General features: G+C 65.4%; 22 protein-coding genes. 3 read left to right on the top strand and 19 right to left on the bottom strand.

The window, feature by feature from the left end:
* Nucleotides 1–308: 308 nt before the first annotated feature.
* From AC1DQR_RS22010 to AC1DQR_RS21930, 17 genes are all read right to left on the bottom strand, one after another.
* Nucleotides 309–956, bottom strand: coding sequence for an LbetaH domain-containing protein (locus AC1DQR_RS22010; protein WP_416051747.1), 648 nt, complete (start codon nucleotides 954–956; stop codon nucleotides 309–311).
* Nucleotides 953–1,600: a GNAT family N-acetyltransferase gene (locus tag AC1DQR_RS22005; RefSeq protein WP_416051748.1), complete on the bottom strand. Its 648-nt coding sequence runs from the start codon at nucleotides 1,598–1,600 to the stop codon at nucleotides 953–955. Before AC1DQR_RS22005 ends, AC1DQR_RS22010 begins: the two co-directional genes overlap by 4 nt.
* Nucleotide 1,601: 1 nt before the next feature.
* Complete coding sequence (locus tag AC1DQR_RS22000) at nucleotides 1,602–2,732, bottom strand: DegT/DnrJ/EryC1/StrS family aminotransferase (protein WP_183033372.1); 1,131 nt, start codon at nucleotides 2,730–2,732, stop codon at nucleotides 1,602–1,604.
* The gene (gene rfbC, locus AC1DQR_RS21995; protein WP_477133783.1) at nucleotides 2,729–3,283 is read right to left on the bottom strand and encodes a dTDP-4-dehydrorhamnose 3,5-epimerase; all 555 of its coding nucleotides are present in this window, start codon (nucleotides 3,281–3,283) and stop codon (nucleotides 2,729–2,731) included. The genes AC1DQR_RS22000 and rfbC overlap by 4 nt, the downstream gene beginning before the upstream one ends.
* Nucleotides 3,280–4,527 carry a methyltransferase domain-containing protein gene (locus AC1DQR_RS21990; protein WP_416051750.1) on the bottom strand — a complete coding sequence of 416 codons (1,248 nt, stop codon included), beginning with the start codon at nucleotides 4,525–4,527 and terminating at the stop codon, nucleotides 3,280–3,282. Before AC1DQR_RS21990 ends, rfbC begins: the two co-directional genes overlap by 4 nt.
* Nucleotides 4,524–5,588, bottom strand: coding sequence for a CDP-glucose 4,6-dehydratase (rfbG, locus tag AC1DQR_RS21985; protein WP_416051751.1), 1,065 nt, complete (start codon nucleotides 5,586–5,588; stop codon nucleotides 4,524–4,526). Before rfbG ends, AC1DQR_RS21990 begins: the two co-directional genes overlap by 4 nt.
* Nucleotides 5,588–6,361 carry a glucose-1-phosphate cytidylyltransferase gene (rfbF, locus tag AC1DQR_RS21980; protein WP_416051752.1) on the bottom strand — a complete coding sequence of 258 codons (774 nt, stop codon included), beginning with the start codon at nucleotides 6,359–6,361 and terminating at the stop codon, nucleotides 5,588–5,590. Before rfbF ends, rfbG begins: the two co-directional genes overlap by 1 nt.
* Entirely contained in the window at nucleotides 6,358–8,583 is a 2,226-nt protein-coding gene (locus tag AC1DQR_RS21975) for an O-linked N-acetylglucosamine transferase, SPINDLY family protein (RefSeq protein WP_477133782.1), read from the bottom strand. The genes rfbF and AC1DQR_RS21975 overlap by 4 nt, the downstream gene beginning before the upstream one ends.
* 59 nt (nucleotides 8,584–8,642) lie before the next feature.
* Nucleotides 8,643–10,892, bottom strand: coding sequence for an O-linked N-acetylglucosamine transferase, SPINDLY family protein (locus AC1DQR_RS21970; RefSeq protein WP_477133781.1), 2,250 nt, complete (start codon nucleotides 10,890–10,892; stop codon nucleotides 8,643–8,645).
* A gap of 260 nt (nucleotides 10,893–11,152) precedes the next feature.
* The gene (locus tag AC1DQR_RS21965) at nucleotides 11,153–11,485 is read right to left on the bottom strand and encodes an EscU/YscU/HrcU family type III secretion system export apparatus switch protein (protein WP_416051755.1); all 333 of its coding nucleotides are present in this window, start codon (nucleotides 11,483–11,485) and stop codon (nucleotides 11,153–11,155) included.
* Nucleotides 11,482–12,843, bottom strand: a complete 1,362-nt coding sequence (gene fliK / locus AC1DQR_RS21960) for a flagellar hook-length control protein FliK (protein WP_477133780.1) — start codon at nucleotides 12,841–12,843, stop codon at nucleotides 11,482–11,484. Before fliK ends, AC1DQR_RS21965 begins: the two co-directional genes overlap by 4 nt.
* Nucleotides 12,844–12,851: 8 nt before the next feature.
* Nucleotides 12,852–13,193, bottom strand: a complete 342-nt coding sequence (locus AC1DQR_RS21955) for a flagellar protein FliT (protein WP_416051757.1) — start codon at nucleotides 13,191–13,193, stop codon at nucleotides 12,852–12,854.
* 1 nt (nucleotide 13,194) lies between these two features.
* Nucleotides 13,195–13,635, bottom strand: coding sequence for a flagellar export chaperone FliS (fliS, locus tag AC1DQR_RS21950; RefSeq protein ID WP_416051758.1), 441 nt, complete (start codon nucleotides 13,633–13,635; stop codon nucleotides 13,195–13,197).
* 50 nt (nucleotides 13,636–13,685) lie between these two features.
* Nucleotides 13,686–15,113 carry a flagellar filament capping protein FliD gene (gene fliD / locus AC1DQR_RS21945; RefSeq protein ID WP_416051759.1) on the bottom strand — a complete coding sequence of 476 codons (1,428 nt, stop codon included), beginning with the start codon at nucleotides 15,111–15,113 and terminating at the stop codon, nucleotides 13,686–13,688.
* 44 nt (nucleotides 15,114–15,157) lie between these two features.
* Nucleotides 15,158–15,535 carry a flagellar protein FlaG gene (locus AC1DQR_RS21940; RefSeq protein ID WP_416051760.1) on the bottom strand — a complete coding sequence of 126 codons (378 nt, stop codon included), beginning with the start codon at nucleotides 15,533–15,535 and terminating at the stop codon, nucleotides 15,158–15,160.
* A 140-nt stretch (nucleotides 15,536–15,675) separates the two neighbouring features.
* Nucleotides 15,676–17,004, bottom strand: coding sequence for a flagellin N-terminal helical domain-containing protein (locus tag AC1DQR_RS21935; RefSeq protein WP_416051761.1), 1,329 nt, complete (start codon nucleotides 17,002–17,004; stop codon nucleotides 15,676–15,678).
* 216 nt (nucleotides 17,005–17,220) lie between these two features.
* Nucleotides 17,221–17,544 (bottom strand): RNA chaperone Hfq, encoded by a 324-nt coding sequence (locus tag AC1DQR_RS21930; protein ID WP_477133779.1) that lies wholly within the window; start codon nucleotides 17,542–17,544, stop codon nucleotides 17,221–17,223.
* A gap of 956 nt (nucleotides 17,545–18,500) precedes the next feature.
* Between AC1DQR_RS21930 and AC1DQR_RS21925 the strand changes: the two genes are divergently transcribed.
* Nucleotides 18,501–20,588 carry a methyl-accepting chemotaxis protein gene (locus AC1DQR_RS21925; RefSeq protein ID WP_416051762.1) on the top strand — a complete coding sequence of 696 codons (2,088 nt, stop codon included), beginning with the start codon at nucleotides 18,501–18,503 and terminating at the stop codon, nucleotides 20,586–20,588.
* 193 nt (nucleotides 20,589–20,781) lie between these two features.
* Here the strand turns inward: AC1DQR_RS21925 and AC1DQR_RS21920 are convergent, their stop codons facing one another.
* Complete coding sequence (locus AC1DQR_RS21920; protein WP_416051763.1) at nucleotides 20,782–20,973, bottom strand: hypothetical protein; 192 nt, start codon at nucleotides 20,971–20,973, stop codon at nucleotides 20,782–20,784.
* On the opposite strand from AC1DQR_RS21920, the gene AC1DQR_RS21915 reads away from it, so the two are divergent.
* Nucleotides 20,963–22,456 (top strand): MDR family MFS transporter, encoded by a 1,494-nt coding sequence (locus tag AC1DQR_RS21915; RefSeq protein WP_416051764.1) that lies wholly within the window; start codon nucleotides 20,963–20,965, stop codon nucleotides 22,454–22,456. The genes AC1DQR_RS21920 and AC1DQR_RS21915 overlap by 11 nt on opposite strands.
* Nucleotides 22,457–22,507: 51 nt before the next feature.
* Here AC1DQR_RS21915 and AC1DQR_RS21910 read toward each other — a convergent pair whose 3' ends face one another.
* Nucleotides 22,508–22,849 carry a DUF190 domain-containing protein gene (locus AC1DQR_RS21910; RefSeq protein WP_416051765.1) on the bottom strand — a complete coding sequence of 114 codons (342 nt, stop codon included), beginning with the start codon at nucleotides 22,847–22,849 and terminating at the stop codon, nucleotides 22,508–22,510.
* A gap of 292 nt (nucleotides 22,850–23,141) precedes the next feature.
* Here AC1DQR_RS21910 and AC1DQR_RS21905 point away from each other — a divergent pair, with 292 nt between their 5' ends.
* Nucleotides 23,142–24,119, top strand: a complete 978-nt coding sequence (locus AC1DQR_RS21905) for a tripartite tricarboxylate transporter substrate binding protein (RefSeq protein ID WP_416053368.1) — start codon at nucleotides 23,142–23,144, stop codon at nucleotides 24,117–24,119.
* Nucleotides 24,120–24,190 lie beyond the last annotated feature (71 nt).

Genomic DNA, 24,190 nt, shown 5'->3' with positions numbered 1-24,190 from the left:
GCCGGGACCCAAACTCGCATCGCCTTAAGGCGATACTCAGACATGGGTCCCTCTTTTCCGCTCTTTTCGCCGAATCCCGAGGCGCCCCATAYGGCCTCTGAACACCTACACGGCTCGCTTCGCATCGCGCTTGGGTGATTCCCGCCCCTTCGGGCGGGAATCACGGCTACACCAGTTGGTTGATCTTGCCGCTGGTTGGCTCCCCTCTCCCACTTGTGGGAGAGGGGCCGGGGGAGAGGGCGGGCGCTTGCCATGCCGCGATGCCTTCGTTACCGCTTGCGCTCCTTACGGCACGGGCCCCCGGAAACTTACAGCCGGAAATACTCTTCCGCCGCTGGTTCGCGCACCGGCTTGCACACCAGATCCCCGGCATTTCCCGCGTACACCAGGCAATCCCCCGGCGTATCGCGATTGATCACGCTAACGCCCTGCGCAATCACCGAACCATTGCCCACATGGCTGCGGCCGATGATGGCGGTATTGGGATACATCACCACGCCGTCGCCGATCACCGGGGCTGCACCGTGGTTCTTGCCTACCGTGGAGTTCTGGTACAGCACCAGGTAATTGCCGTAGGTGGCTTTTGCCAGGACGATGCCGACCGAGTGCCCGATCAGGAAGACTTCGGGCATGATCACCTCGTAGAAGAGATCCATCGCGTTGAGCGCCTTGTTCAGGCAGAACAGCTTGGTGCACGCGCGCAGGTCGCCACCATCGCGCCAGATCGAGTTGGACAGGTAGTAGAGAAAGGTCGCGTACTGGCTGGAGTGCAGGTAATCGAATTCACCTGGCCGCCACATCCGGACCGCGTCGACGCAACGGCCGGTCCTGGCGAGTGCCTCGTCCAGATAGCGTTCGAGCGCGGTCCGGTGATCCGCGCCATCCGGAAAAAAGCTGGCCAGCTGTGCTTGCACATAGCTGGCCAGTCCGGCCCGGTCGGTGCCGATGAGCTTCATGCCTGCTTGCGGTAGTTCATGTAGACCAGGGCGGCTTGCGGATCCTGCACGGCAGGGTCCTCGTACCAGCGCACCATGTCTTGCGATCTCTCCACATTCAGGGGGACTCGCTTTTCCTCGACAAAGCCGACCTTGCGATAGAACTCCAGCGCGCTATTGTCGGATCGCACCCTGACCGCGAGGTGGCGCAGGCCGAGCTGGTGCTCGGCCCAGTCCAGCATCGTGCGCAGGGCTTCCTTCATCAGCCCGCGCGGGGAGGCGCCACCGCTGACGATGGCATCCGCTTCACCGTACCTGGTATCCCAGTCGATGAAATCGATGCCAACATGGCCAAGCGGTGTCCCGTCAAGGCTCTCCACCATGAATAGCAGCTTCGAGGGGTTGGCGTGCACGTAGTTCACCAGCCACTGCTCGGTGCGTTTGGCATGCGCGGAGAACTCGGTCAGGAAGGACCTCACATGGCGATTGCGCCATTCGCTGAGCAATTCCAGGTCGGTCTGCGCGATACAGCCGGGCCGGGTCGGAATGGGCCGCAATACGGCAACGACCGGCCGGCCGACCGGGATGACCACGCCCACCTGGCTCGTCGCGGCGCTGGCCTTGATGCTGGCGATCAGCTCTTTGCCTGAGATGCGCGTGTCCATATCAGCCCACCACTTTGTCAAAATAGCTACGCACCTTGGCGGCCACTTCGCGCACGATCGCCAGATCCATCTTGGAGTACAGCGGCAGCGACAGGATTTCCTTGCCGACACTGTTGGTGACCGACAGGTCGCCCGCCTTGCAGTCCTTCCACAGCGTGAACCAGTGGCCCGGCTGCCAGTGGATGCCGGTGTCAACGCCGTTCTCCTTGAGGTACGCGCGCAGATCGTCACGATGGCCTTCGGGGACGCGGATGTAGTACAGGAACGGGTTCACATCTTCGAACTTCGACTTCGGCGTGCGCACCATGGGCACATCGGCAAGCAAGCGGCTGTACTCCACGCAGGCATCGCGGCGCGTCTTCGCGATGGTGCCGATCTTGCGCAATTGCGCCAGCCCGACGGCGGCATGCATATTGATCATGTGATAGCGATAGCCAACGCGTTCCACATCGAAGGTCCAGGCACGCTGGTTCTTGTACATCACGGCCGCTGGCTGTTGCATGCCGAGCAGGCGCAGCTCATGCACCAGCTTCAGGTCTTCGGGCGTGCTGACCACGATGGTGCCGCCGTCCAGGCAGGTCACGGTCTTCACTGGATCATGGCTGAACACGCAGATATCGGAGAAGCTGCCGACCGGCTTGCCCTTGTACTTGGAGCCAAAGGAGTGCGCCGCATCGTGAATGACGCGCAGCTTGTGGCGCTTGGCGAACGCGGCCACTTCGTCGTGGTCGCACAGCAGGCAGTCGTAGTCCATCACGATGATGGCCTTGGTGCGCTCGGTGACCAGCTCTTCGGCGCGCTTGAGGTCGATGCACAGCGTGTCGTCTTCGCAGTCGCAGAACACGATCTCGGCGCCCACCTGCGTAATGACCTGGAAGTCCGCCGAGCAGTTGAACGACGAAACGATGACCTCGTCGCCCGGGCCCACGCCGGCCACGAGCAGTGCCACGTGCAGGCCGGCCGTGCCGGTGCTGACGGCGGCCACGTATTTGTCTTCGGCGCCGATCAGCTTCTTGACTTCTTCCTCGAACGCGGACACGTAGCTGCCCATGCCGAGCCAGCCGAGCTCAAGGGCTTCGCGGCTCGCCTGGATTTCTTCTTCTTCGATCAGCGGTTTGAACATCGGAATCATGTCGGGTCTCCTGCGTTGGGTTGGTGTTGCCACAGTGGATGTTGTTGGTCGCGTGGAGAGAGGATGGGATTCTCCAGCGGCCAGGAAATATCGAAAGCGGGATCGTTCCAGCGTATGCCCGCCGCGTGGGCGGCAGAGTAGGGGGCGGACATCTGGTAGAACATCTCGGTGTCGTCGCAAAGGGTCTGGAAGCCGTGCGCCACGCCTTGCGGCACGTAGAGCATGGCGCCGTTGTCGCTGCTGAGCTMAAACGCCTGCCACTGGCCAAAACCCGGCGTGCCCTCGCGAAGGTCCAGCAGCACGTCATGCACCTTGCCCCGGGTCACGCGGATCAGCTTGGCTTCCGCGTACGGTGCCGCCTGGTAGTGCATGCCGCGCAGCGTCCCGCGCTGGCGGCTATAGGACACATTGCACTGAACCAGGCGCGCATCGAGGCCCTGCTCGCGAAACGCCTGCTCGCACCAGGTGCGGGCAAAATGGCCGCGGTCATCGCGGAGCTGCTCGGGCTCGACCAGGAACACGCCAGGCATACGGGCGGCAACGAACTTCATAGGCTGCGCACCTCCGGGATCGGCACCAGGAACTTGCCGCCCCATTCGCGGATATGCGCCATCTGGCCCATGATCTCCTCGCGCAGGTTCCAGGGCAGGATCAGCACGTAGTCGGGACGATCCGCGTCGATGGCTTCCGGCGCCAGCACCGGAATGCGCGAGCCTGGCAACAGCGTGCCTTGCTTGTGGGGATTCCGGTCTACGGTGTAGTCGATGAAATCGGTGCCGATGCCGCAATAGTTGAGCAAGGTGTTGCCTTTGGCCGGTGCGCCATAGCCAACCACGCGCTTGCCGGCGCGCCGCGCGGTCACGAGAAAGTCAAGCAGGCTGCGCTTGGTGGCGCGCACCGCTTCCGCAAAGGCCGTGTAAGGCGCGAGCGTGGTCAGGCCGGCGGCCTGCTCCGCCGCCAGGCATTGCGCGACCTGCGCGGTGACCGCGTGCGCGGCGGCCTGGTGACAGACAAAGAGGCGCAGGCTGCCGCCATGGGTGGGCAGGGTCTGCACGTCGAACACGCGCAAGCCCGCGCGTGCAAACACCGGCAGCAACGCGCTTAGCGACAGGTAGGAGAAATGCTCGTGGTACAGCGTATCGAACTGCGTTTCGGCCATCAGGCGCAACAGGTGCGGGAACTCGAGGGTGATCACCCCTTCAGCCTTGAGCACGCGAGGCATGCCGCCGACAAAGTCGTTAAGGTCAGGCACATGCGCCAGCACGTTGTTGCCAAGCAGGAGATCGACCTGCCAGCCCTCGTCGCGCAGCGACTGTGCGGTTTCGCGGCCAAAGAACACTTCGCGGCTGGCGACACCGCGTTCTCGCGCGGCCGCGGCGGTATTGCCCGTGGGCTCGATGCCCAGGCAATCGATGCCGGCCTGCACAAAGTACTGCAGCAGGTAGCCATCATTGCTGGCGATCTCCATCACGCGGCTGTCCCCGCCCAGCGCGAAGCGCTTCGTCATGTCCTCGACGTAGCGGCGGGCGTGCTCCAGCCAGGAGGCAGAGAACGAAGAGAAGTAGGCGTAGTCGTCGTGAAAGTGGGCCTCCGCCCCCGTCACGTCGCTGAGCTGCACCAGCCAGCAGTGGTCGCAGACTAGCGCATGCAGCGGATAGAACATCTCGCCCTTGCCAGCGTCTTCGCGCTTGATGAAGGCGTTGGAGACCGGGGACAGTCCCAGATCGACGAAGGTGTGCACCAGCGGCGCGCCGCAGGCGCGGCAGTTACCGTGGTTGGGGGCGGCGTCTGTCATGAGCAGAATCGATCCAGTTGTTGTTCGGAGAGGCTACGCGCCAGGTGTGGGTCGCGCTGGACTGTGCCATACCACTCGGCGGTAGCGGCCAGTGCCTCGTCAAGCGTCCAGCGCGGACGCCACGACAGCACTTGCCGGGCCTTGGCCGAATCGAGATACAGGTAGCGGGCTTCATGCGGCGCTTGCTCTCGGGCGGCCTCGTCGACCTCCCATTGCAAGCCTGGCCAGTGAGCCTGCAGACGTGTGAGGACCTCGGCCACAGGGAGGTTATCGGTAGCGGCGGGGCCAAAGTTGAAGGCCTCCGCCAGTGCCTGTTCGCCTGCCCACAGGCGTTCTCCCAGCAGCAGGTATCCACGCAGCGACTCCAGCACGTGCTGCCAGGGACGCGTGGCTTCCGGGCTGCGGATGCGCAGCGGCAGCGCTGCCGCGGCGGCGCGCGCGGCATCCGCGATCAGGCGATCCATCGACCAGTCACCGCCACCGATCACGTTGCCGGCACGCGCGGTCGCCACCAGTACGCCGCTCCCGGCCAGAAAGGCCCGCCGGTAGCTCGCCGCCACGAGCTCCGCGCCGGCCTTGCTGGCACTGTAGGGATCGTGGCCGCCGAGCGGGTCAGTCTCGCGGTAGCCCCACAGCCATTCGCGGTTCTCATAGCTCTTGTCGGTGGTGACCACCACCACGGCGCGCACCGATGGGCAGGCCCTCACGGCCTCCAGCAGGTGCACCGTGCCCATCACGTTGGTGGCCCACGTCTGCACCGGTTGATCGTAGCTGGCGCGCACCAGCGGCTGCGCGGCGAGATGAAAGACGATCTCGGGCTGTGCCGCGTGCAGCGCGGCGGTCAAGGCAGCCTGGTCGCGGACATCGCCATGGTGGTGCGCGTGCATGCCAGCCTCGACATCGGCCAGGTTGAACAGCGCCGGGCTGGTGGCGCAGGGCAGGGCATAGCCGCTCACGCGCGCGCCCAGCCGGGTCAGCCACATCGCCATCCAGGCGCCTTTGAAGCCGGTATGGCCCGTCAGGAAGACAGAGCGCCCGGCGTAGCAGGACAGTGCATGCATTACCAGCATTTCCAGGGAGCGGAGCCGGACTGCCACATTTCTTCGAGCTGGGTTTTTTCGCGCAGCGTGTCCATGGGCTGCCAGAATCCGTCGTGCTCGTAGGCCAGGAGATGCCCCAGGCGCGCCAGTTCCTTCATCGGCGCTTGTTCCCAGGGGGTCTGGTCGTCGGCGATCAGGTCCAACACCTCGCGCTCGAGCACGAAGAAGCCCCCGTTGATCCAGCCGCCATCACCGCGCGGCTTCTCGGAAAAACCGGTGACCATGCCCTCATTGGTCCGCTCGAGTGCGCCATAGCGCCCGGGAGGTTGCACTGCGGCGACGGTTGCCCAGCGTCCGTGGTTGCGGTGGAAAGCGATCTCCGCGCTCAGGTCGATGCTGGAGACACCGTCGCCGTAGGTGAAGCAGAACGACTCGCCAGGCGTGAGGTAGTCGCGCACCCTGCGCAGCCGGCCACCGGTTTGCGCATCTTCGCCGGTGTCGACCAGCGTGACCCGCCACGGCTCTGCTTTGCGGCAATGCACGTCCATGCGGTTCTCCGACATATCGAAGGTGACATCCGACATGTGCAGGAAATAGTTGGCGAAGTACTCCTTGATGACGTAGCCCTTATAGCCCAGGCAGATGATGAAATCATTGATGCCGTGTGCCGCGTACATCTTCATGATGTGCCACAGGATCGGCTTGCCGCCGATCTCGATCATCGGCTTGGGGCGCAGGTGCGACTCTTCGGAAATGCGGGTACCAAGCCCGCCCGCCAGGATGACGGCTTTCATGCGGCTTCCTCCAATACCTGGATGCCCAGGATTTCATGGGTCGTGGGTTTGCCCTGGCGCTCGATCAAGGCGAGATCCAGGCCGAACTGCTGCTGCAGGATGTCAGCCAGGGGGCTTTTATCGTGGCCGCCTTCGTCCATGCGTACGCTCAGCAGCCGATAGAGCGGCACGTGGTACGGGCGCAGGTTGATGCTTTCCATCAGCAGTTCGAGGGCGCGGTCGTGGTTGCCCAGGTGCTGCTGCATCTCGCCCAGCGCGAACGCGACCAGCCAGTGCTTGCTCCACTTTGCCGACATGTTCTCCAGCAGGCTGCTCAGCTCGATATGCCGCCCTTGCTCCAGCAGCAGGCCGATGGTCAGCACGAGTTCTTCCATGGAATGCCATGCGCCGGCGCAGAACACGCCATCCTGCGTGCGTGCCTCGAGATGGCTTACGTCGCGGTGCTGGCCAACCAGCGCTACCGCCTGGCTTTCGAACCAGCGCGCGAAGCCGGCGGCGTCGAAGATGGCGCTCTTCTCGAAGCGGTGCCGCATGCTCAGGCGCAGGGCATTGAGCTGGTCGAGGTTGCTGGCCAGGCTGGCCGCCACCGTGACATAGGCTTCTTCGGTTTCGCAGATCAGCTCGTCCAGCCCCATGGCGTGCAGGAACGGCGCCGAAACGCGGGTGTGGAAGGGGGCGCAGGCCAGCGTGACCACGGGCACGCCCATCCAGAGCGCGTCGCAGGTGGTATTGCCGCCGGTAACGGGGGAGGTATCTAGCACGATGTCGATATCGTGGTAGGTCAGGTATTGGTTCTTGCCTTCCCTCGGGATGCAGGTCACCCGCTGCGTATCGATTCCGGCCTGCTGCATGCGTTCCAGAAGCGGAATCCTTACCTCGTCCCGGTCGAGTTCCGCGGCTTCCACCAGCAGCCGGCTAGCCGCGCAGCTTGCCAGGGTGGTGCTCCAGAGCCGCAGCGTGCGGTCCGTGATCTTGCCGAGGTTGTTGCAGGAGCCGAAGGTGATGAAGCCGTTGCGGTTGGCGGGCGTCTCGCGTACCTGGTATTCGGGCTGGTAGGCCTTTAGCGGACTGTTGATCATCGGGTAGTAGACCGCGAAGATGCCCGGCGCGCGCAACAGGTTCTCCGTGTAGTGCGATTCGGCTCCCGCCGGGTCGCCGATCCAGTCCGTGATGCGATGGTGGATGGCTGGCATCCCGGTGCTGCCGGGGTATCCCAGCCAGGTGAGCTGGACAGGGGCCAGGCCGTAGACCATGTAGTGCAAGGGCGAGGTGCCCGTGTAGCCGCCGAGATCGATCAGCAGGTCGAGGTTCTCCTCGCGCACGGTCCGCACGACTTCGTTCTCCGCCATGTTGGCCACATCGACGAAGCGATCGCAATACATGGCGATCTTCTGCGTGACGGTGTCCCGATAGGCGTGCAGGCCGAGCGCCACCACTTCGAATCGCGCCCGGTCCAGATTGGCGATGAAGGGAATCAGGATGTAGGAGCACGCGTGGCGGAACAGGTCATTCGAAAGAATGCCAACGCGAATGCGCCCGGACGCCGGTTTCGCTTGCACGTTCAGCAGAGGCTGGCGCCGGCTGGCAAGCTGCTGCGCGAAGCTGCCCGCTTCTTTCAGCAGGTCGGCGGCGCTGGTTTTCTCGCCGAATAGCAACAGGAACAGCAGGTTGGAGCGGATGTTCTTGTTGCCCGGGTCAAGGGCCGCGGCCTTCCTGAGTACCGAGATCGCGTCTTCCGCGAATCCCGTGTCTTTCAGGTCGTTGGCGTAATTCGCCAGGATGGCGGGATTGTTGGGGGCGATCTCGAGCGCTTTGAGAGACGCGCGCTTGGCATCCGCGTGCAGGGCCAGCTTCTGCAGGACGATGGCATAGTTGGCCCAGGCTGCCAGGCTGCCCGGGTGCGCGGCGACGCAGTCCCGCAGCATGATGCGGGCCGATTCGTGCTTGCCCGTCGCGCTCAGGATGCGGGCGACCGTGGCGATCATGTCAGGCTGGTTCGGGTGCGCCTTCAACCCGTCCTGCGCGATGCGGTAAGCCTGCTCGATCTGCTGCAGGCCGAGCGTGCCTACGGCGCGCCAGTAATATGCCTGGTAGAGGCTGGGGGCCAGCTTGCCGGCCTTCTCCGCATGTTCGATGGCTTCATGGTACCGGCCGGCGAAGTAGCTGGTCTCGGCCTTCTTGATGTACCGATCCGCTTTGGAGCTGGCTGCGTTGTTCTTCATTCTGGATGGGCTAGTTTGTCAGGCGAGGCGGCGCGCGGGCAGGGCTTGCAAGGCGGCCATCAGGCGTGGGCCGGTTCGAGGTTTTGCGCTAGCGCAATGTCGATGCCAAGCACTTCGAGGATCGTGGGCGCTCCTTGCTGCTCCAGGAACGCCAGGCTCATGCCGAATTGCTGTTGCAGGAATTCACCCAGCATGCCCTTGTCGTACTGGTATGCATCCATGCGGTTGCCGAGTACGCGATAGAGCGGCAGGTGATAGGCACGCAGGCCGATGCTCTCCATCAGGTATTCGACGCAGGCTTCGGGCTGTCCGCTGTGATGCGCGATCTCGGCCAGTACATAGGCCGTGATCCAGTGCCTGGGCCATTTCGCGGAGAAGTTCTCCATCAGGCTGCGCAGTTCCACGTAGCGCTGGGCTTCCAGCAGGCCCGCGATCGCCACCACGATCTCCGCCATGGTGTGCCAGGCATCGGCGAAGTAGACGCCATCGCGTGAGCCGGCAGTCTGGCTATCGATTGGCCTGTGCGGCTGGACCAGGGTGGTCAACTGATCTTCCAGCCAGCGCGCGAATCCTGCGCTGTCGGCCAGGGGGCTCTGCTCGAAGCGCTGCCTGGTCGATAGCCGCAGGGCATTGAGCTCTTCGAGGTGGGTCGCCAGGTGCACCGCGACCTCGACATACTCGCGCTCGTCCGCGCACACCAGGCCATCGAGCCCGATGGCATGCAAGACACCTGCGGAGATCCGCGAATGGTAGGCGGCGCCGGCCCGCGATACCACCGGCACACCCATCCACACGGCGTCGCACGTGGTGGTTCCGCCGGTCAGCGGCCACGTGTCGAGGACGATGTCGATGTTGTTGTAGGTCAGGTATTGGTTTTGCACCAGCCGCGGAACGCGGATGACGCTGGCCGCGTCGATGCCGACCCGGGCCAGGCGTGCCAGCAGTGGTCCGCTCACGGCGTCGTTGTCGATGTCGCGCGCTTCGATCAGCAGCCGGCTGCCGGGGCAGCGCGCCATCACGGCGCCCCACAGGGCAAGGGTCTGGTCGGTCACCTTGCCCAGGTTGTTGCAGGAGCCAAAGGTGATCGCGCCAGTCCCGTTGCGCAGCGCTGGTGTGTCCTGGACCCGGTACTTGGCTCCGTAGGCCTCGAGCGGGCTATGGATCAGCGGGGCATATGTGCAGAAGGCGGGCGCCCTGAGCAGGGCTTCGCTGTAGTGCGGCTCGAATCCTTCCGGATCGCAGGTCCCATCGGTGATGCGGTAGTCAATGGCGCTCAGCCCTGTGCTGCCGGGGTAGCCCAGCCACGTCATCTGTACCGGCGCCAGGCCGTGGACCATATAGGGCAGCGGGGAAGTTCCGGTATGCCCGCCGAGGTCGATCAGCACGTCGATCTGCTGGCCGCGCACGATGTCGACGATATCGGCGGTGGACTTGCCGGCCAACTCGATGAACTGGTTGGCGTGCAGCCGGATCTTGTCGGTGACGTGGTCGCTCTGCGGGTTGAGCGAGAACGCCACCACTTCTACGCGGGTGCGGTCCAGGTTGGCAAGCAGCGGCAAGATGAAGTAGGCACAGGCGTGCCGCAGCAGGTCATTGGATAGCAGGCCCAGGCGGATAGGGCCGCCGTCCTGGCGCAGGGCGTGCTTGCGCAGCGGGAAGCGCTGCCCGGCCAGCAGTAGCTGCTCGTAGGCCCTGGCCTCGCGCAGCAAGTCGGCTGCCGTGGTTTCCTGCGCGAACAACATGGCGAACAGCAGGTTGGCGCGGATGGCAAGATTCTTCGGGGCCAGTCTTACCGCTTTCCAGAGTGCCTCCATGGCCTCGCCCATCTCCCCGATTTCCTTCAGGGCGAGGGCGTAGTTGCAGGCGGCGATGGGTTCGTTCGGATCGATGGCCAGCGCCTTGAGCGCTGCTTCCTTCGCCGCAGCGGGCTCGCGCAGCTCTAGCAGCAGGGCGGCGTAGTGCACCCATCCGCTGATGGAGCCCGGCGCGTTGGCGACGCATTGCTGCAGCAGCTGCCTGGCGTCCTCGTGCTTGCCATTGCGCAGCAGGACAAAGCCGCCTAGCGACATCAGGTCGATGTCCGCCGGGAACCGCTGCAAACCGTCGCGCAGGATCTCGCCGGCCTGCTGCGTATCCTGCATCCCCAGCGCGGCGGCCATTTGCCAATAGCTGGCGTCGGCCCGCTTGCCATGGATTTGCTCCGCCCGTTCGGCCTCCTTGAACGCGGCGCGGTATTGGCCGGCATTGTAGAGTTCGCGCGCCTTGTCGATTTGACGCGGTGCCCTGGATGCAGTCTGGAGTGGTTTCATCGTATAGGCCCGTCTTGGCGGGCTGAAGCAGGTAGTACGCTTGATGGCGATGCTGGCGCCGCCGCCGCGGGCCGCGCGGCGTGAACCGCGGTTTTTGCAAGGGCAATTGCCCGGCTGTTTCGGCCCCCTAAAACTTAACAGGGCGTCACGCAGGGGGAGGCGGGAATACAGGCCAAAAACAAGGCCAATTCGAAGGGTTTGGAAGTCGTGAGATGAATACGCCGCGTGGATGCCAGGAGCCTGGCGCGGCGCAGGGGGCGTCAGCCCTGGCTGCTGTGCTGCGTGCCGGATGCGGGGCCGGCGCTAGCCTGGTCTTGCTCGAGCTGATACAGCCACGCGAGCAGCTCCGCCACCGCCATGTAGAGCTGCGGGGGGATGTGCGAGTCCAGGTTTACCTGCATCAGCAGGGTCACCAGCGCGGGCGAGTTGTGAACGTAGACGCCGCTCTCGCGGGCGCGGGCGATGATGGCATCGGCGACCTCGCCGTAGCCCTTGGCGACCACGCGCGGGCCGCTGTCGCGGCTTTCGTCGTAGCTCAGCGCGACCGCGCTGCCGCGTGGGCTGCCATCGAGCATATCGTCCGGGTAGCTCATGAACCGATGCTCCTACCGGGTGACAAAATACCGTCCACCGCCAGCGTGGTGAGGTTCAGTCCGGTGGCCGCCAACCGATCCTGCAATTGCGCGCGTGCCGCGTTCAGGCGGTTGACCGAGTCCGGCGCGGCCAGGCGAGCTTCGATGCCGTTGCCGGCCAGGCTCAGGCGTGCTTCCACGGTGCCGAGGTTGGGAAACTCCAGCACCAGCCGCGTCGACCACACGCCGGCGGCAGGATCAGGGCCTTCGCCCTGGCTGCGCGCCTGGCTGTCATCGGGCTCGCGCCGGATCTGCCAGTCCATTGGCGTGCCCGGCCACGCTTCACCCATCCAGCGGAACTGCTGGGTGGCGAGGGCGTCGAGCTGCTGGCGCACCAGCGTGGCGGCGTCGGGATGGACCGGCGGGCCAACCGGCGCCGGCAGTTGCCGGGCGTCGGCCGCGGTGCCGCCATCGCGCCAGGAGCTATCGATGTGCAGGTGCCTGTCTTGCGCCTGGGCGTCTGTCTGCGCCGCTGACGCCGCCTGGTAAGCCTGCGTGGCCTGATGGGCAAGATGGGCCGAGGGGCCTTGCGGGACTGTCAGCGATGAGGTTGCACCGGCGGGCTGCGCCGTGTTGCTGCTGTTGTTGCCTGAGCCCCGCGGCGCGGGCACGGGGGCTGCGGGGCCCGCCTCGGCATCGGCGAGCGCCCCCAGGGCCGCGGCTGCAAGGTTGATCGCCGTACCGCTGGCGGCCGGCGGCTGGGGCTGAGCCGCCGGTGCTGGCGGCGCAGCGGGGCTTGCCGAGGGTTCGTACGTCAGCGCCAGCACGGGCCGCGCTGCGCCGCCCGTGTTGGCGCTGCCGCTCGCGTCAGGGTTGCCGCCGTCAGGAGTGCCCGGCGGGCGGCCCAGCATGGCTTGCGGCTCGCGCAGCAGGCTGTCCAGCCCGCGCGTGCCGTTGAGCAGCTGTCCCAGATGGGATTCGTAGAACAAGCCGCTTTGCCCGACCTGTCGCGCCAGCGCACTGGCCAGCGCGGCAGCCTGGCCGCCGCCGGGTGGCGTGGGCAGGAGCGGGGCGGAGCCGCGCAGCGGTGTGGATTCGGTGCCTTCCAGGATATCCAGGATGACGCGCGCCGCCGAGCTCAAGGTCTCACGCGCCGAGGCTGGCGCTGTGCCGGCCGCAGGGTTGAGCCCGCCGCCGGTTACCTGGCCGGGACGGCCTTGCTGCACCGTGGGGCCGCCAGTCGCAGGACCCACCGTATCGGTGACGGTGCCCGTGGGCAACAGCGCGGCCAGCTTGGCCACGCTCAGTGCGGATGTGAGCCCTTGCGTATCCGCACGCAGCGCGAGCGAAGGGTCCGGCGGAAGATTGATGCCGACCATTCAGCGTATCAGAGGGCTGCGTCAGCGCCGTAGGTGTGGTGCAGTTCCAGGCGGCGGCGCGAGTGATTGAGCAGGTTGCCCAGGCGTTCGAGCTGGGGCATCACCAGGTTGCGGATGGCGGCATCCTGCGACAGGATGCTCTCCAGCATCTGGTAGCGGTAGCGGCGTTCCTGAGGCGAGAGCAAGGCCACATCATCGTTATTGCGCAGCACATTGACCTGGGCCACGTAACGGGTCTGCAACGCGCTCAGGCTGTCCCAGTCGCTGGCGCGTGCGGCTTCGCACATCTGCCCGGACAGGCCGAGCAGTTCTTCGTAGCAGGCGATGAGCCGGTTCTTTTGTCTGAGCATGTCATACCCCTACCGAGACGGCTTCCGGGGGGCGCAGCGGCTGTTGCTGCGGCTCCGCGGCGGGGTCGATCTGGCTCCACGCCGAGGCCAGGTCGGCCAGCAGCTTGTCCACTTCGAACAGCCGCTCGTCATCGTTATGCAGGTTGCCAAGCATGAGCTGGCGGGTCATGTACTCGTAGAGCGCATCGAGGTTGCCCGTCAGTTCGGCGCTGGCGCCGTGATCCAGCGAGGCACGCAGGCCGCTGTCGATGATCTCGATCGCCTTCGAAATGGCCATGCCCTTGTCGGCGATTTTGCCCGCTTCCATGTGGAAGCGGGCGCGGGCGATGGCAGCCCGCGCGCCGTCGAACAGCATCACGATGAGCCGGTGCGGAGAGGCGCTCATGGCTCCGGTCTGGACGCCTACATTGGCATAGGCGTTGGCGGCAGTGCGTGCGTACATGGCGGCGATCCCTAGGGTTGGTGCGGCGGGTGCGAACGGGGTGACGTGGGTCAGGCCGTCGTGCCGCTTGCGGCAGAAAACTGCTGCGTCAGATAATTCTTGGTGGCGGTCATCTGCGACATGATCGAGTCCAGTTGCTGGAACTGGGTACGATACTGTGCGACGGTGGCATCGATCTGGGCGGACATGTTGGTGTAGTCCGTAGCCAGCGACTTAAGTTGCGCGTTGACGCCGTTGGTGGCGGTGGTCAGCGCCCCGGTGGCGCTGGAGAAGCCGGCTGCCATGGTCGCCAGCTGGTTGCCATAGCCCGACTTGCCGTCCGTGCCGCTGAACAGCTGGGCCACGCCGGCTTTGTTGCTGGCTAGTTCGCTGCTCAACTTGGAGGTGTCCAGTGACATGGTGCCGTCCGCGTTGAAGCCGATGCCAATCTGCGTCAGGTTGTTCAGGCTGCCGCTGGCGCCCGTCTGCGGCGTGTTGATCACGGAGCGCAGCTGGTTCTCGATCGTGCGCAGGGTGCTGTCGCCCAGCAGTACGCCCGCGGTCTTGTTGGTCGCGTCGTAGCTGGACAGATTGCCGGCCGTGGTCTGCAGCGTGTTGTAGGCGCTGACGAAGTTCTGCACCGCGCTGGCCATCGTCGAGGTGTCGGTGGACACGCTGATCGTGCTGGAGCCGAGCGTGGCCAGGTTCATCGTGACGCCCTGCGCGGCGCCCTGGACTGTGTTGGTGGCGCTGGTGATCGCCAGGCCATTGATGGTGAGCTTGGCGTCCGCGGCCTTGACATTCTCGGTCATGGCTTTGGTGCCCGCCGGATCATACGACAGCAGGCCGCTGATGGTGCTGGGGTCGCCCGCGCCGTTGCTGGCAACCGTCACGCGCATGCTTGACGCAGCACCGGTCTTGTTGGACGTCATCACCAAGTGATAGGGCGTGCTGCTGCCGTCATTGACGATGCTGGCGGTGACGCCGGCATTGGCCGCGTTGATGGCATCGCGGATGCCGGTCAGCGTGTTGTTGGTGCCGTTGATGTTGATCGAGGTGGGCGTGCCGCTGCCCGGCGTGAACGTCGTGCCGCTGGTGGTGCCGAACTCGATCTTGATGCTGGCGCTGCCCAGCAGCTGGCCAGTGCTGTCGGTGATGCCGTTGGACACCAGCGTCTGCGACTGCGCCAGGGCCGTCACGTTGACGGCATAGCTGCCGGCCACGGCGGTCTTGTCCGCGGCCGTGGTCAGCACGCTGGTGTTGCTCGATGTGGTGTTGGTGCTGTTATACAGGCTGGCCGTGCCAAGCGCGGCGGCCGCGGTCTGGAACGCAGCCACGGCGCCCTGGAGCGTGCCATAAGCCGACAGCTTGGTGGTCGCGGCAGTCTGCTGGTCCGTGATCGGCGTGAGCTTTGCCTGTTCCCCCGTCTGCAGGTTAGTCAACAAGGTACTGAGGTCCAGTCCGGAACCAACGCCAAGCGACGAAATCGATGAACTCATGATTGCTACCTGTGATGACTTTGTTCGAGGGGGAAGTTGGCCGCTCAAGCGGTCTGGTGAATCAGTAGGCCTTGCAGCTTGTCGATGGCGCGGGTGATGCGCAGGACTTCTTTCGAGGGAAACTGGCGGATGGTGTCGCCAGTGGCTTTGTCCACTACGACCGTCACGAATCTGTGCGTTTCGCTGTCGATGCTGAACCGCACCTCGACCGGCGTGGCCCGCAAGGCATCGTTGAGGCTGGCAAGCGCGCTGGCCAGTTCCTTGGGGTTGGCGCCCTCCGCCTTGCTGGCGGCGGTGCCTTGGGCAACGGCCGAACCTGCTTGCTGGGCGGCCGCGGGCGCACTTGCCGTATCCGCGGGCGCAGCCGGGGTGGCGGTTGGCGTGGCGGTCAACGGCGATAGCAGTTCGGGCGATCTGATCATGGTCTGTCTCGCGGCGGTTGGGTCGGAGCATAAAAGCCCCGGTGGAAACGCTTTCAGAGCGGAGACCGCTCTGGAAGCATTCCCGGTAGTACCGGGCCCGCAGGCCCGGTACTACTAGGAGGGTGACGACTGTTGCGGGATTAACGCAGCAGCGACAGCACGCCTTGGGTGGTCTGGTTGGCCTGGGCCAGCACAGCCGTACCTGCTTGTTGCAGGATCTGGGCGCGCGACATGTTCGACACTTCCGTCGCGTAGTCGGCGTCTTGAATGCGCGAGCGCGATGCCGACAGGTTCGTGACAGCCGAACCCAGGTTGGAGATTGCCGAGTTGAAGCGGTTCTGCACTGCGCCCAGCGAGCTGCGCAGCTTGTCGACCGTTGCCAGTGCGGCGTCGATCGTGGTCAGCGGGTTGGTGCTGCCCACGCCGGTGAAGGCGGTGGTAGCGGTGGTGGTGCCGCTGGTGCTCAGTTCGATCTGGGTGGCGTTGCTGGTGGTCGAAGCAGCGGAGCCGCCGTTGACCAGTGCTGCCGGGCCCGAGGTGGTGTCCAGAGCGTAGTTGTTGCCGCCTTGGGTCACGTAGGCAACGGCCGCGCCGTTGGAGTCAGCGCCAACCTTGACCAGCTGACCAGTCACGGTGTTACCCGTGTTGCCGTTGGCTGCGTCGCCGATCTTGATGTCGGCCGTGTTCAGGACGACCTTGCCGGTGGCGTTGTCAACCGATGCTGCGTAGTAGTCGCTGCCCGACTTGACCACGTAGCTCTTGGTGGCGTTGCCGGCCGAGTCCAGAACGTTGCTCAGTTGCAGGTCGCTGGCGTTGACGGTTGCGCCAGTGGCGGTCGTCAGGGAGGTTGCGGCTGCGCTCAGGTCAACTGCGACCGGTGCGGAACCCGAAGCGGCGACCACGGTGGTGATGGCAGCGCTGGTTGCCAGCGAGTTCTTGGCAACGGTGAAGCCGGTCATGCCCAGGGTCTTCGAGCTGATTTCCTTCAGGTCGATCGAAATGGTCTGGCCGTCTTGCGCGCCAACTTGCACCTTCAGCGACGATGCGGTCGACGACAGGACCTTCACGCCGTTGAAGTCGGTCTGTTGCGACGTACGGTCGATTTCAGCCATACGCTGGGTGATTTCGTCCTGGATCGACTTCAGATCGCTTGCCGAGTTGCTGCCCGTTGCGGCTTGCACGGCCAGGGTACGGATAGCTTGCAGGTTGTTGTTGACTTCGGTCAGCGCGCCTTCAGTCGTTTGCGACAGCGAGATACCGTCGTTGGCGTTACGTTGCGCTTGGGTCAGGCCGTTGATGTTCGAGGTGAAGCGGTTGGCAATTGCCTGGCCAGCAGCGTCATCCTTGGCGCTGTTAATACGCAGGCCCGAGGACAGACGCTGGATCGCGCTGTTCAGCGACGATTGCGACGAGCTCAGGTTGTTCTGCGTCATCAGGGACAACGTGTTGGTATTGATGACCATCGACATGGTACGACTCCTATTCTTTTACAAGTGAGTTGTGCAATCCGGCTGTTGCCGCAACGTTGGCTGCCAGGCAATGCTGGGCGAGAAGTGCCACCGTTGTTTGGGTTATCGGTTGGTGCCGGAAAAGATTTAGAGTGATCTTTGCGATGGATTGAAAACGAGCGGCGGATTTGACGCGAAACAAGCCCGGCCGGGCTTGCGGCGTGACCCCGGCAACGCCTAGCGGCGCTTGCGGGTACGCGGTGTATATAAGCTGACAAATTCCGGCGAGGTCTCTGCCCCGGGCATGCAGGCCGTGGCCTCGGGGGCGTGAGCCGGCGTGATCACAGCGATGGAGTGCTTGTAGACGATCTGCGGAAGGGGGTCCTGCGCAGACTCTGCCAGCAACACCATATAGTTGTCCGTCGCCATGATCACGCCGTGCAGCCGAACGCCGTTCGATAAATGCACGACGACAGGATTGCGACTTGCGCTGTGGGTGGAGAGCTGCAGGTGCTGCAGTTTCCGGCTCGGGCGATCGATCCTGGTTACCTTCTTGTTCACAACTTCTCCGGAAGAGCCCGCTCGGGTTCTGGCGGCTGGCAACAGTCCAATAACTGGGCCTGGGCAAATGGGGTGTGACAGCACGGCTGGGTGCCGGTTGTGGCACGGCCTGGGCTGGGCGGGGGATGAAACTTCCGCTCTCGGTGCTGGCGCGGGACGGCGAGGCGGCATGGGCCGGGACCAGCCCTGGTTTGTGTCCGGGCGGTGGATCCGATGCAGCCCCGCAAGCTGTGGCGGGCGACGCCGCCAGAAGAGAAGGGGAATACTTCAGGGGCGAGGGTAACAAAATTCTACAAATCTTGACGGTTGGGGGGCGCGTCTCGCGTAGAGGTTTTCCTCTAATAAAGCAATTGCATCACACTGCAAACCTATGAATTGATTGGCGCTGGTGTGGCAAATCCCAACACCGCCCCGCACCCGCATTCCCTGTCTGGCATGGGTTTGCGGGCCGCAAGATGGCCCTGGCCGGCTACCGCGATGCGTCCCATGCCGGGTATTCGCCACTTGTGTGGCATTTTCGGCACTTTTTCTATCAGAGGTATCCCTGATAGAAATAGGATTTACACCTCATGTAAGCAGGTTTATATTCGGGTCAGGGCCTTTCGGCTCTAAAGCAGTCCTGGAAAGCCTACGAGCACCCCGCGCGTGGGCTTCTTTTTTTGTGCGCCCACTTTGTTTGTTGTGCGCCCTCGGCGACAAGCGCCGGTGGCGGCACTTCGAAGTGCATGGGTGACATTAGACGACAGGTTGCAGCTGGGCAATTGCTCGAATTGCCGGGCTTTCCCCCCCTATATTCCCCTTTAATTTCCCGTTTTTGCGTTTCTTTTTGGAAGTCGCTGTTTAGCCCTCAAGCTTGCTCGCGTCCCTGCCGTTAAGCCCGCGATGCGGCGTCGCTCCGGAAATCTGTCCGAGGCGAGGATGAAGCGCGCGCGATAAGAGTAAAAGGAGCCGGGAAGATGCGTTGGTTGCGAAACTTTGGCATTGGGGTGCGCCTGACGGTAGCGTTTTCGCTGGTGGCGCTGCTGCTGATTGCCGTGGCCGTGCTGGGCATGATGTCCTTGCGCACCATGAACGAATCGATGCGCCTGACGGTGGAAGGGCGCCTGTTCAAGGTGCTGGAGATCGAGCGTGTCAAGCAAGATGCGCTGCGCACCGGCATCCTGGTGCGCGATGCCACCCTGAATGAGGATCCGGTCGCCGTGCGGCGCAACGCCGAGCGCATCGGCGCACTGCGCCAGGACATGCGCGGCACGCTGGATGAACTGGGGAAATGGCTTTCCAGGTCCGCCAGGCCAGAGATCCAGGAAACCTATCGTGCCCTGATCGCGGCACGCAATGCTTACGACACCCAGCTTGACACGGTGTTGCGCCAGTTGCAGGGCGGCGAGTTCGACAGCGCTCGCAGCGCGCTGGTGGCGACCCTGCCGGCGGCGCAGGCACCTTACTTCGACAAGCTGAGTGAATTGTCCGACGGGGGACGCAAGGTGGCCGCCGCCGCCGTGCAAGAGGCCAATGCCAGCTATGAGATGGCGCGCAACCTGCTGCTGGGCCTGGCTGCCGCCGCGGTCGCGCTGGCCGCCGTCCTCGGCATCGGCATCACGCGCTCGATCACGCGCCCGGCGCGGCAAGCGCTGGACGCGGCACAAGCGCTTGCTCATGGCAACCTGACTTATGTCATCCATGCCAGCAGCGATGACGAGATGGGCCGCATGCTGGGTGCGCTGGAGCGCGCTTTCGGGCAGTTGGCGGCGCTGGTGCACGGCATCCAGGGCGCGACGCGCTCGATCGACGGCGCGACCCGGGAAATCGCCAGGGGCAATACCGACCTGTCCCAGCGCACGGAAGAGCAGGCGGCATCCCTGGAGCAGACCGCGGCATCCATGGAGCAACTCACCTCGACGGTCAAGCAGAACGCGGCCAACGCACGCCATGCCAACGAACTGGCAGTCAGCGCTTCCGGCGTGGCGACGGCGGGTGGGCACGCGGTGCGCGGCGTGGTCGAGACCATGCAGCATATTTCGCAATCGTCGGCCAAGGTCGCCGAAATCGTCGGCGTGATTGAAGGGATTGCCTTCCAGACCAATATCCTGGCGCTTAACGCGGCCGTGGAAGCCGCCCGCGCCGGTGAGCAAGGACGTGGCTTTGGCGTGGTGGCGGCAGAGGTGCGCAGCCTGGCCCAGCGGTCTTCGTCGGCGGCCAAAGAGATCGGCCAGCTGATCAATGGCTCGGTGGGGCAGGTGGCCCATGGCGCCAAGCAGGTCGAGGACGCTGGCCGGACCATGGACGATATCGTCGGGGCGGTGAAGCGCGTGACCGACATCATGGGCGAGATCGCCGCGGCCAGCGAGGAGCAGTCCTCCGGCATCGAGCAGGTCAACCGCGCCATCAATCAGATGGAAAGCGTGACGCAGCAAAACGCCGCGCTGGTAGAGCAAGCCGCCGCCGCTGCCGAGAGCCTGCAGCAGCAGGCCGCGGGGCTGGTCGACGATGTATCCAGGTTCCAGGTGACACCAGCGCAAACGCATGTTGCGCGGGCGCCGGCACCGGCTGCGCCTGCGCGGGTGGTAGCTGCAGCGCGCGTGGCGCCGGCAGCCGCCGGGCGGCGTCCTGCGGCGCACGCGGCCGCTGGTGGCAAGAGCCACCCGCCGGCCCGCCCGGGGGCGGCTCGCCCGACCCCGGCCAAGCCCGTGGCTCCGGCCGCTCGTGCTGCCCAGGCAGTGCAGGTGGTTCAAGCAGCGCCGGCAGCACCGACGGCACCTGCAGCACGAGTCGCACCAGCAACCGTCACCAAGCCGGCGGTCCGGCCAGCCGCCGTGGCGCCACGTGCCGGCGCGGTCCGCACCCCCCGCGAGCCCGTGTTGCCCAGCAAGGCCCGCGCGCCGGTGGTGCGCCAGGGCCGCGAACCGGTGCTGTCTTCCAAGGCGCTGCCCGCCGCCCGCCAGGCCAAGGCTGCCGCCGTGGCCGCACCGGCGCCGCGCCGCGCCGCGCGCACCCCGGCTGCCGGGAGCCCGGCCGTGTCTGCCGGAGACTGGGAATCGTTCTGAGTCCGGCAACGTCGCCCTGAACGTCGCCTTGGCGGCGTTCAGGCCAGGAGCCCGGCAAGGTTGCGGGGCGGCTGCAAGGCGCAAGGCTTAGGCCTACAATAGCGCCCTTGTATACAAAAACAGACAGGAGCGATGCCGCCCGTTCGCGGTGGCGCTGCACTCCATGTCCCTCGCCGCAAGCGTTTTCTCCCCCTCAGCCCATGACCGCCGTCTCCATGCCGCCCCTCCTGGCGGCTTCAGCTCCGCCTTCATCCGCCCAGTCACCCGCGATCGCGATCGCCTCGGCCACTTCCGCCTCCTCGGCGGCTGCGGCCGATGGCGGTAACCCTGGCAACACGGCATCCGTCCCCCCGCCGGTTCCGCCGGTGCCGGTGATGCAGATCATTTTCGGGCTGATGCTGGCCATCCTGCTGGGGGCGCTGGAGCAATCGATCGTGGCCGTGGTGTTGCCGGAGATCGCGCTGCAGCTTAACGGCTTCGAGGAGATGGCCTGGGTGGTCTCGGCCTACCTGGTGGCCTCCACCGTGGTGACGCCGATCTACGGCAAGCTCTCGGATCTGCTCGGGCGGCGCTCGGTCCTGTCGTTTGCCATCGTGTTGTTCTTCCTGGCTTCGATCGCGTGCGCGCTGGCGCAGACCATGCCGCAACTGATCATCGCGCGCATCCTGCAAGGGCTGGGCGGCGGTGGCCTGATCTCGGTGTCGCAGGCCACCATTGCCGATGTGGTGCCGCTGCGCGACCGTGGCCGCTACCAGGGTTATGTGAGCGGCGTCTGGGCCGTGGCTAGCATGGCCGGCCCGGTGATCGGCGGCTACCTGGCGCATTACCTGTCGTGGCGCTGGATTTTCTGGATCAATCTGCCGCTGGCGCTGATCGCGCTGCTGGTGGTCCGCCGTGCGCTCAAGCACCTGCCGGCGGGCGGGCGCCGCCATCGCATCGACTACGTCGGCGCGCTGCTGTTCGGTGGCGGCCTGACCGGCGTGCTGGTGTTCCTGACCCGGCTCGGGCAGGGGCAGTCTGCCGCAACGCCGCAGACGCTTGGCCTGCTGGTGGCCGGGATGGCCGCCATGGTGCTGTTCGTGTGGCAAGAGCGCCGGGTGGCGGACCCGATGATCCCGCTGGACATGCTGCGCGTGCCGACGGTCACGATCTGCTGCATCACGTTGTTCCTGTGCTTTTTCCAGTTGATCGCCATGTCCGTGCTGCTGCCGCTGCGCTTCCAGGTAGTGGGCGGCGTGCAGGCCGATAGCGCCGCGCTGCGGCTGGTGCCGCTGACGCTGTCCATCCCGTTTGGCGCGTTTATCTCGGGCCGGCTGATGACGTGGAGTGGCCGCTACAAGCCGCTGCAGCTGGCGGGCTCGCTGGTCGCGCCGCTGGCGATCGTTGCGCTGGCGTTCGTTGATCCGCATGCGGTCTTGCTGACCGCGCTGGTGATGGTGATCCTCGGCCTGGCCATCGGGCTGCAGCTGCCAAGCGGCCTGGTCGCTACCCAGAACGCGGTGCCTGCGCACCAGGTGGGCGTGGCCACGGCGCTGACCGCCTTCTCGCGCATGCTTGGCGGCGCGGTTGGGGTGGCGGTGCTGACCACCGTGCTGATCGCACTGTTGCGCCATGGCGGCATGGGTATAGCGGACCTGGCCGGCGGCGAGGACATCCTGATGAGCATGTTCCATCGCGCCATGGTGGGGGGCGATGCGGGCACTTCGGCCGATGCCGGCGCGGTGCGCGCGGCGGCCGAGGTAGCGTTCCGCACCTTGTTCCTGCTCAGTGCCGCCGTGTCGCTGGTGGCGCCCTTCCTCGTGGCGCGTTTGCCGGAGGCCACCTTGCGCGGCAGCACCGGCACCGGCGTGGCAGCCAGCATGGATTGACGGCGCACACAGGCCGGGTGAGGCCGGGTGAGGCCGCGCTGCCCGGCCAGGTCAGGGGCTCTGCGCCTCTGGCGCGCCGCTTTTTCCCAGGAAGCCGAACTCCACCGGCGTCTTGGCGTAGAACACCTGGACGTCTTCCAGGGCGAGGCGGTCGAACAGCCGCTGCACTTCCTCCTCCGTGGCAATCACGGTGATCTCCTCCGGCCGGTCGGCCAGCTCCAGGAAATGCCAGGTGTGAAAGCGGCGGTCATGGCCGATGCCTTCGGCCGCCACCATATGCGTGGCGCCGCGGATCTGCAGTTCGCGCAGGATCTGCAGTAGCCAGTGGGATAGCTGCTTGCCGTGGTGGCGGCGGTTTTCGATGGTGAACAGCGTGAGTTGGAAGCCTTGCACGGCATCCCCCCTTTTGCCCCCTTGCGGCGGTGTTCGCGTGCCGCGGACGTGGCATGGACGGCGTGCGCCTGGCGGGGTGCCGTCTTTAGTTTAGGCGCGAAACCTGCGTCCCCAAAAACCAAGGGATTACCCTAGCCCCATTCCCGGAAAGGGCGGGCTATATTTCTGTTTGTCTCAATAGCGATTCATGGTTTTATATATAAAACAAAACCAAGGAATCACTCTCATTACGTCAACCCTTGGCAGGTCCCCAGTGCGAGATCCGAAGTCCGAAACCAACCTCAGGCGTGCACTGCGGCCCGCCGCTGCCTGCCTCGCGATCTCCTGCCTGTGGATTGGCGCTGCACCAGCGGCGCGCGCCGCGCAACCCGCCCCTGCCTGCAGCGCGCTGCGCATTGTCGTGCCGTTCCCGGCGGCTGGCCCGGCCGACCTGCTCGCGCGCACGCTCGCGCAGGGTTTGCACCAGCGCCGCGGCATGACCGTGGTGGTGGACAACAAGCCCGGGGCCAATGGCAATATCGGCATCGATGCGGTGCGCCGCGCGGCGGGCGATGGCTGCACCTTGCTGGTGGCGCCGGCCGGCAACCTGACCATCAACCCCACGCTGTTCCCGGCGCTGTCCTACAACGTCGAGCGCGACTTCCTTCCCGTTTCGCTACTGGCAAGTTCGCCCAATGTGCTGGCGGTGCACCCTTCCGTGCACGCCAATTCCGTGCAGGAGCTGGTGGCGCTGGCCCAGCGCGCCAAGCCGCCGCTTGGTTATGCCAGCCCCGGTGTGGGCAGCGGTCTGCACCTTGCCGGCGAGCTGTTCCGCCAGCAGACCGGCATCGCGCTGCTGCATGTGCCCTATAAGGGCACCACGCAGGCGCTCAACGACGTGGTGGGCGGGCAGGTGCCGATCCTGTTCGGCACGCTGCCCACGCTGGCGCCGTTTATCCGCTCCGGCGCATTGCGCGCGCTGGCCGTGACCCAGGCCACGCGCTCGCCCGCGGCACCCGCGATTCCGTCGCTGGCCGAGCAGGGCGTGCGCGGCATCGAGGTCAGCTCGTGGTACGCGCTGCTGGTGCCGCGCGCCACGCCGGCGCCGGTGGTGGAGGCGCTCCATGCCGACGTGCGCGAGGTGTTCGGCAGCAAGGCCGTGCGTGAAGAGCTGGCGCGGCAGGGCATGGAGCCGGTTGCCGGTACGCCGGATGCGCTCGCCACGCGTATCCGCGTGGAAACCGCGGGCTGGGCTGAACTGATCCGCACGCGCGGCATCAAGGCTGAATAAGGCGACAGCGTAATAACGCAATACCGCAATAACGCAAGCCGGTGATGGCCGCCGGTTTGCGTCATCCCCCT

This window comes from Cupriavidus sp. 05L411, from assembly GCF_056398045.1.
The sequence above is the reverse complement of the archived record's forward strand: the minus strand, read 5'-3'. Positions and strand labels throughout refer to the sequence as shown.

Coding starts and splice junctions, on each gene's coding strand:
- AC1DQR_RS21970 (WP_477133781.1), bottom strand. CDS start 10,892: ATGAAACCACTCCAGACTGCATCCAGGGCACCGCGTCAAATCGACAAG.
- rfbG (WP_416051751.1), bottom strand. CDS start 5,588: ATGCATGCACTGTCCTGCTACGCCGGGCGCTCTGTCTTCCTGACGGGC.
- AC1DQR_RS21965 (WP_416051755.1), bottom strand. CDS start 11,485: ATGAGCTACCCGGACGATATGCTCGATGGCAGCCCACGCGGCAGCGCG.
- AC1DQR_RS21955 (WP_416051757.1), bottom strand. CDS start 13,193: ATGCTCAGACAAAAGAACCGGCTCATCGCCTGCTACGAAGAACTGCTC.
- fliD (WP_416051759.1), bottom strand. CDS start 15,113: ATGAGTTCATCGATTTCGTCGCTTGGCGTTGGTTCCGGACTGGACCTC.
- AC1DQR_RS21920 (WP_416051763.1), bottom strand. CDS start 20,973: ATGATCTGCATCACCGGCACCGGCGGAACCGGCGGGGGGACGGATGCC.
- AC1DQR_RS21990 (WP_416051750.1), bottom strand. CDS start 4,527: ATGACAGACGCCGCCCCCAACCACGGTAACTGCCGCGCCTGCGGCGCG.
- AC1DQR_RS22000 (WP_183033372.1), bottom strand. CDS start 2,732: ATGATTCCGATGTTCAAACCGCTGATCGAAGAAGAAGAAATCCAGGCG.
- rfbF (WP_416051752.1), bottom strand. CDS start 6,361: ATGAAAGCCGTCATCCTGGCGGGCGGGCTTGGTACCCGCATTTCCGAA.
- fliS (WP_416051758.1), bottom strand. CDS start 13,635: ATGTACGCACGCACTGCCGCCAACGCCTATGCCAATGTAGGCGTCCAG.
- AC1DQR_RS21975 (WP_477133782.1), bottom strand. CDS start 8,583: ATGAAGAACAACGCAGCCAGCTCCAAAGCGGATCGGTACATCAAGAAG.
- AC1DQR_RS21915 (WP_416051764.1), top strand. CDS start 20,963: ATGCAGATCATTTTCGGGCTGATGCTGGCCATCCTGCTGGGGGCGCTG.
- fliK (WP_477133780.1), bottom strand. CDS start 12,843: ATGGTCGGCATCAATCTTCCGCCGGACCCTTCGCTCGCGCTGCGTGCG.
- AC1DQR_RS22010 (WP_416051747.1), bottom strand. CDS start 956: ATGAAGCTCATCGGCACCGACCGGGCCGGACTGGCCAGCTATGTGCAA.
- AC1DQR_RS21935 (WP_416051761.1), bottom strand. CDS start 17,004: ATGTCGATGGTCATCAATACCAACACGTTGTCCCTGATGACGCAGAAC.
- AC1DQR_RS21925 (WP_416051762.1), top strand. CDS start 18,501: ATGCGTTGGTTGCGAAACTTTGGCATTGGGGTGCGCCTGACGGTAGCG.
- AC1DQR_RS21940 (WP_416051760.1), bottom strand. CDS start 15,535: ATGATCAGATCGCCCGAACTGCTATCGCCGTTGACCGCCACGCCAACC.
- AC1DQR_RS22005 (WP_416051748.1), bottom strand. CDS start 1,600: ATGGACACGCGCATCTCAGGCAAAGAGCTGATCGCCAGCATCAAGGCC.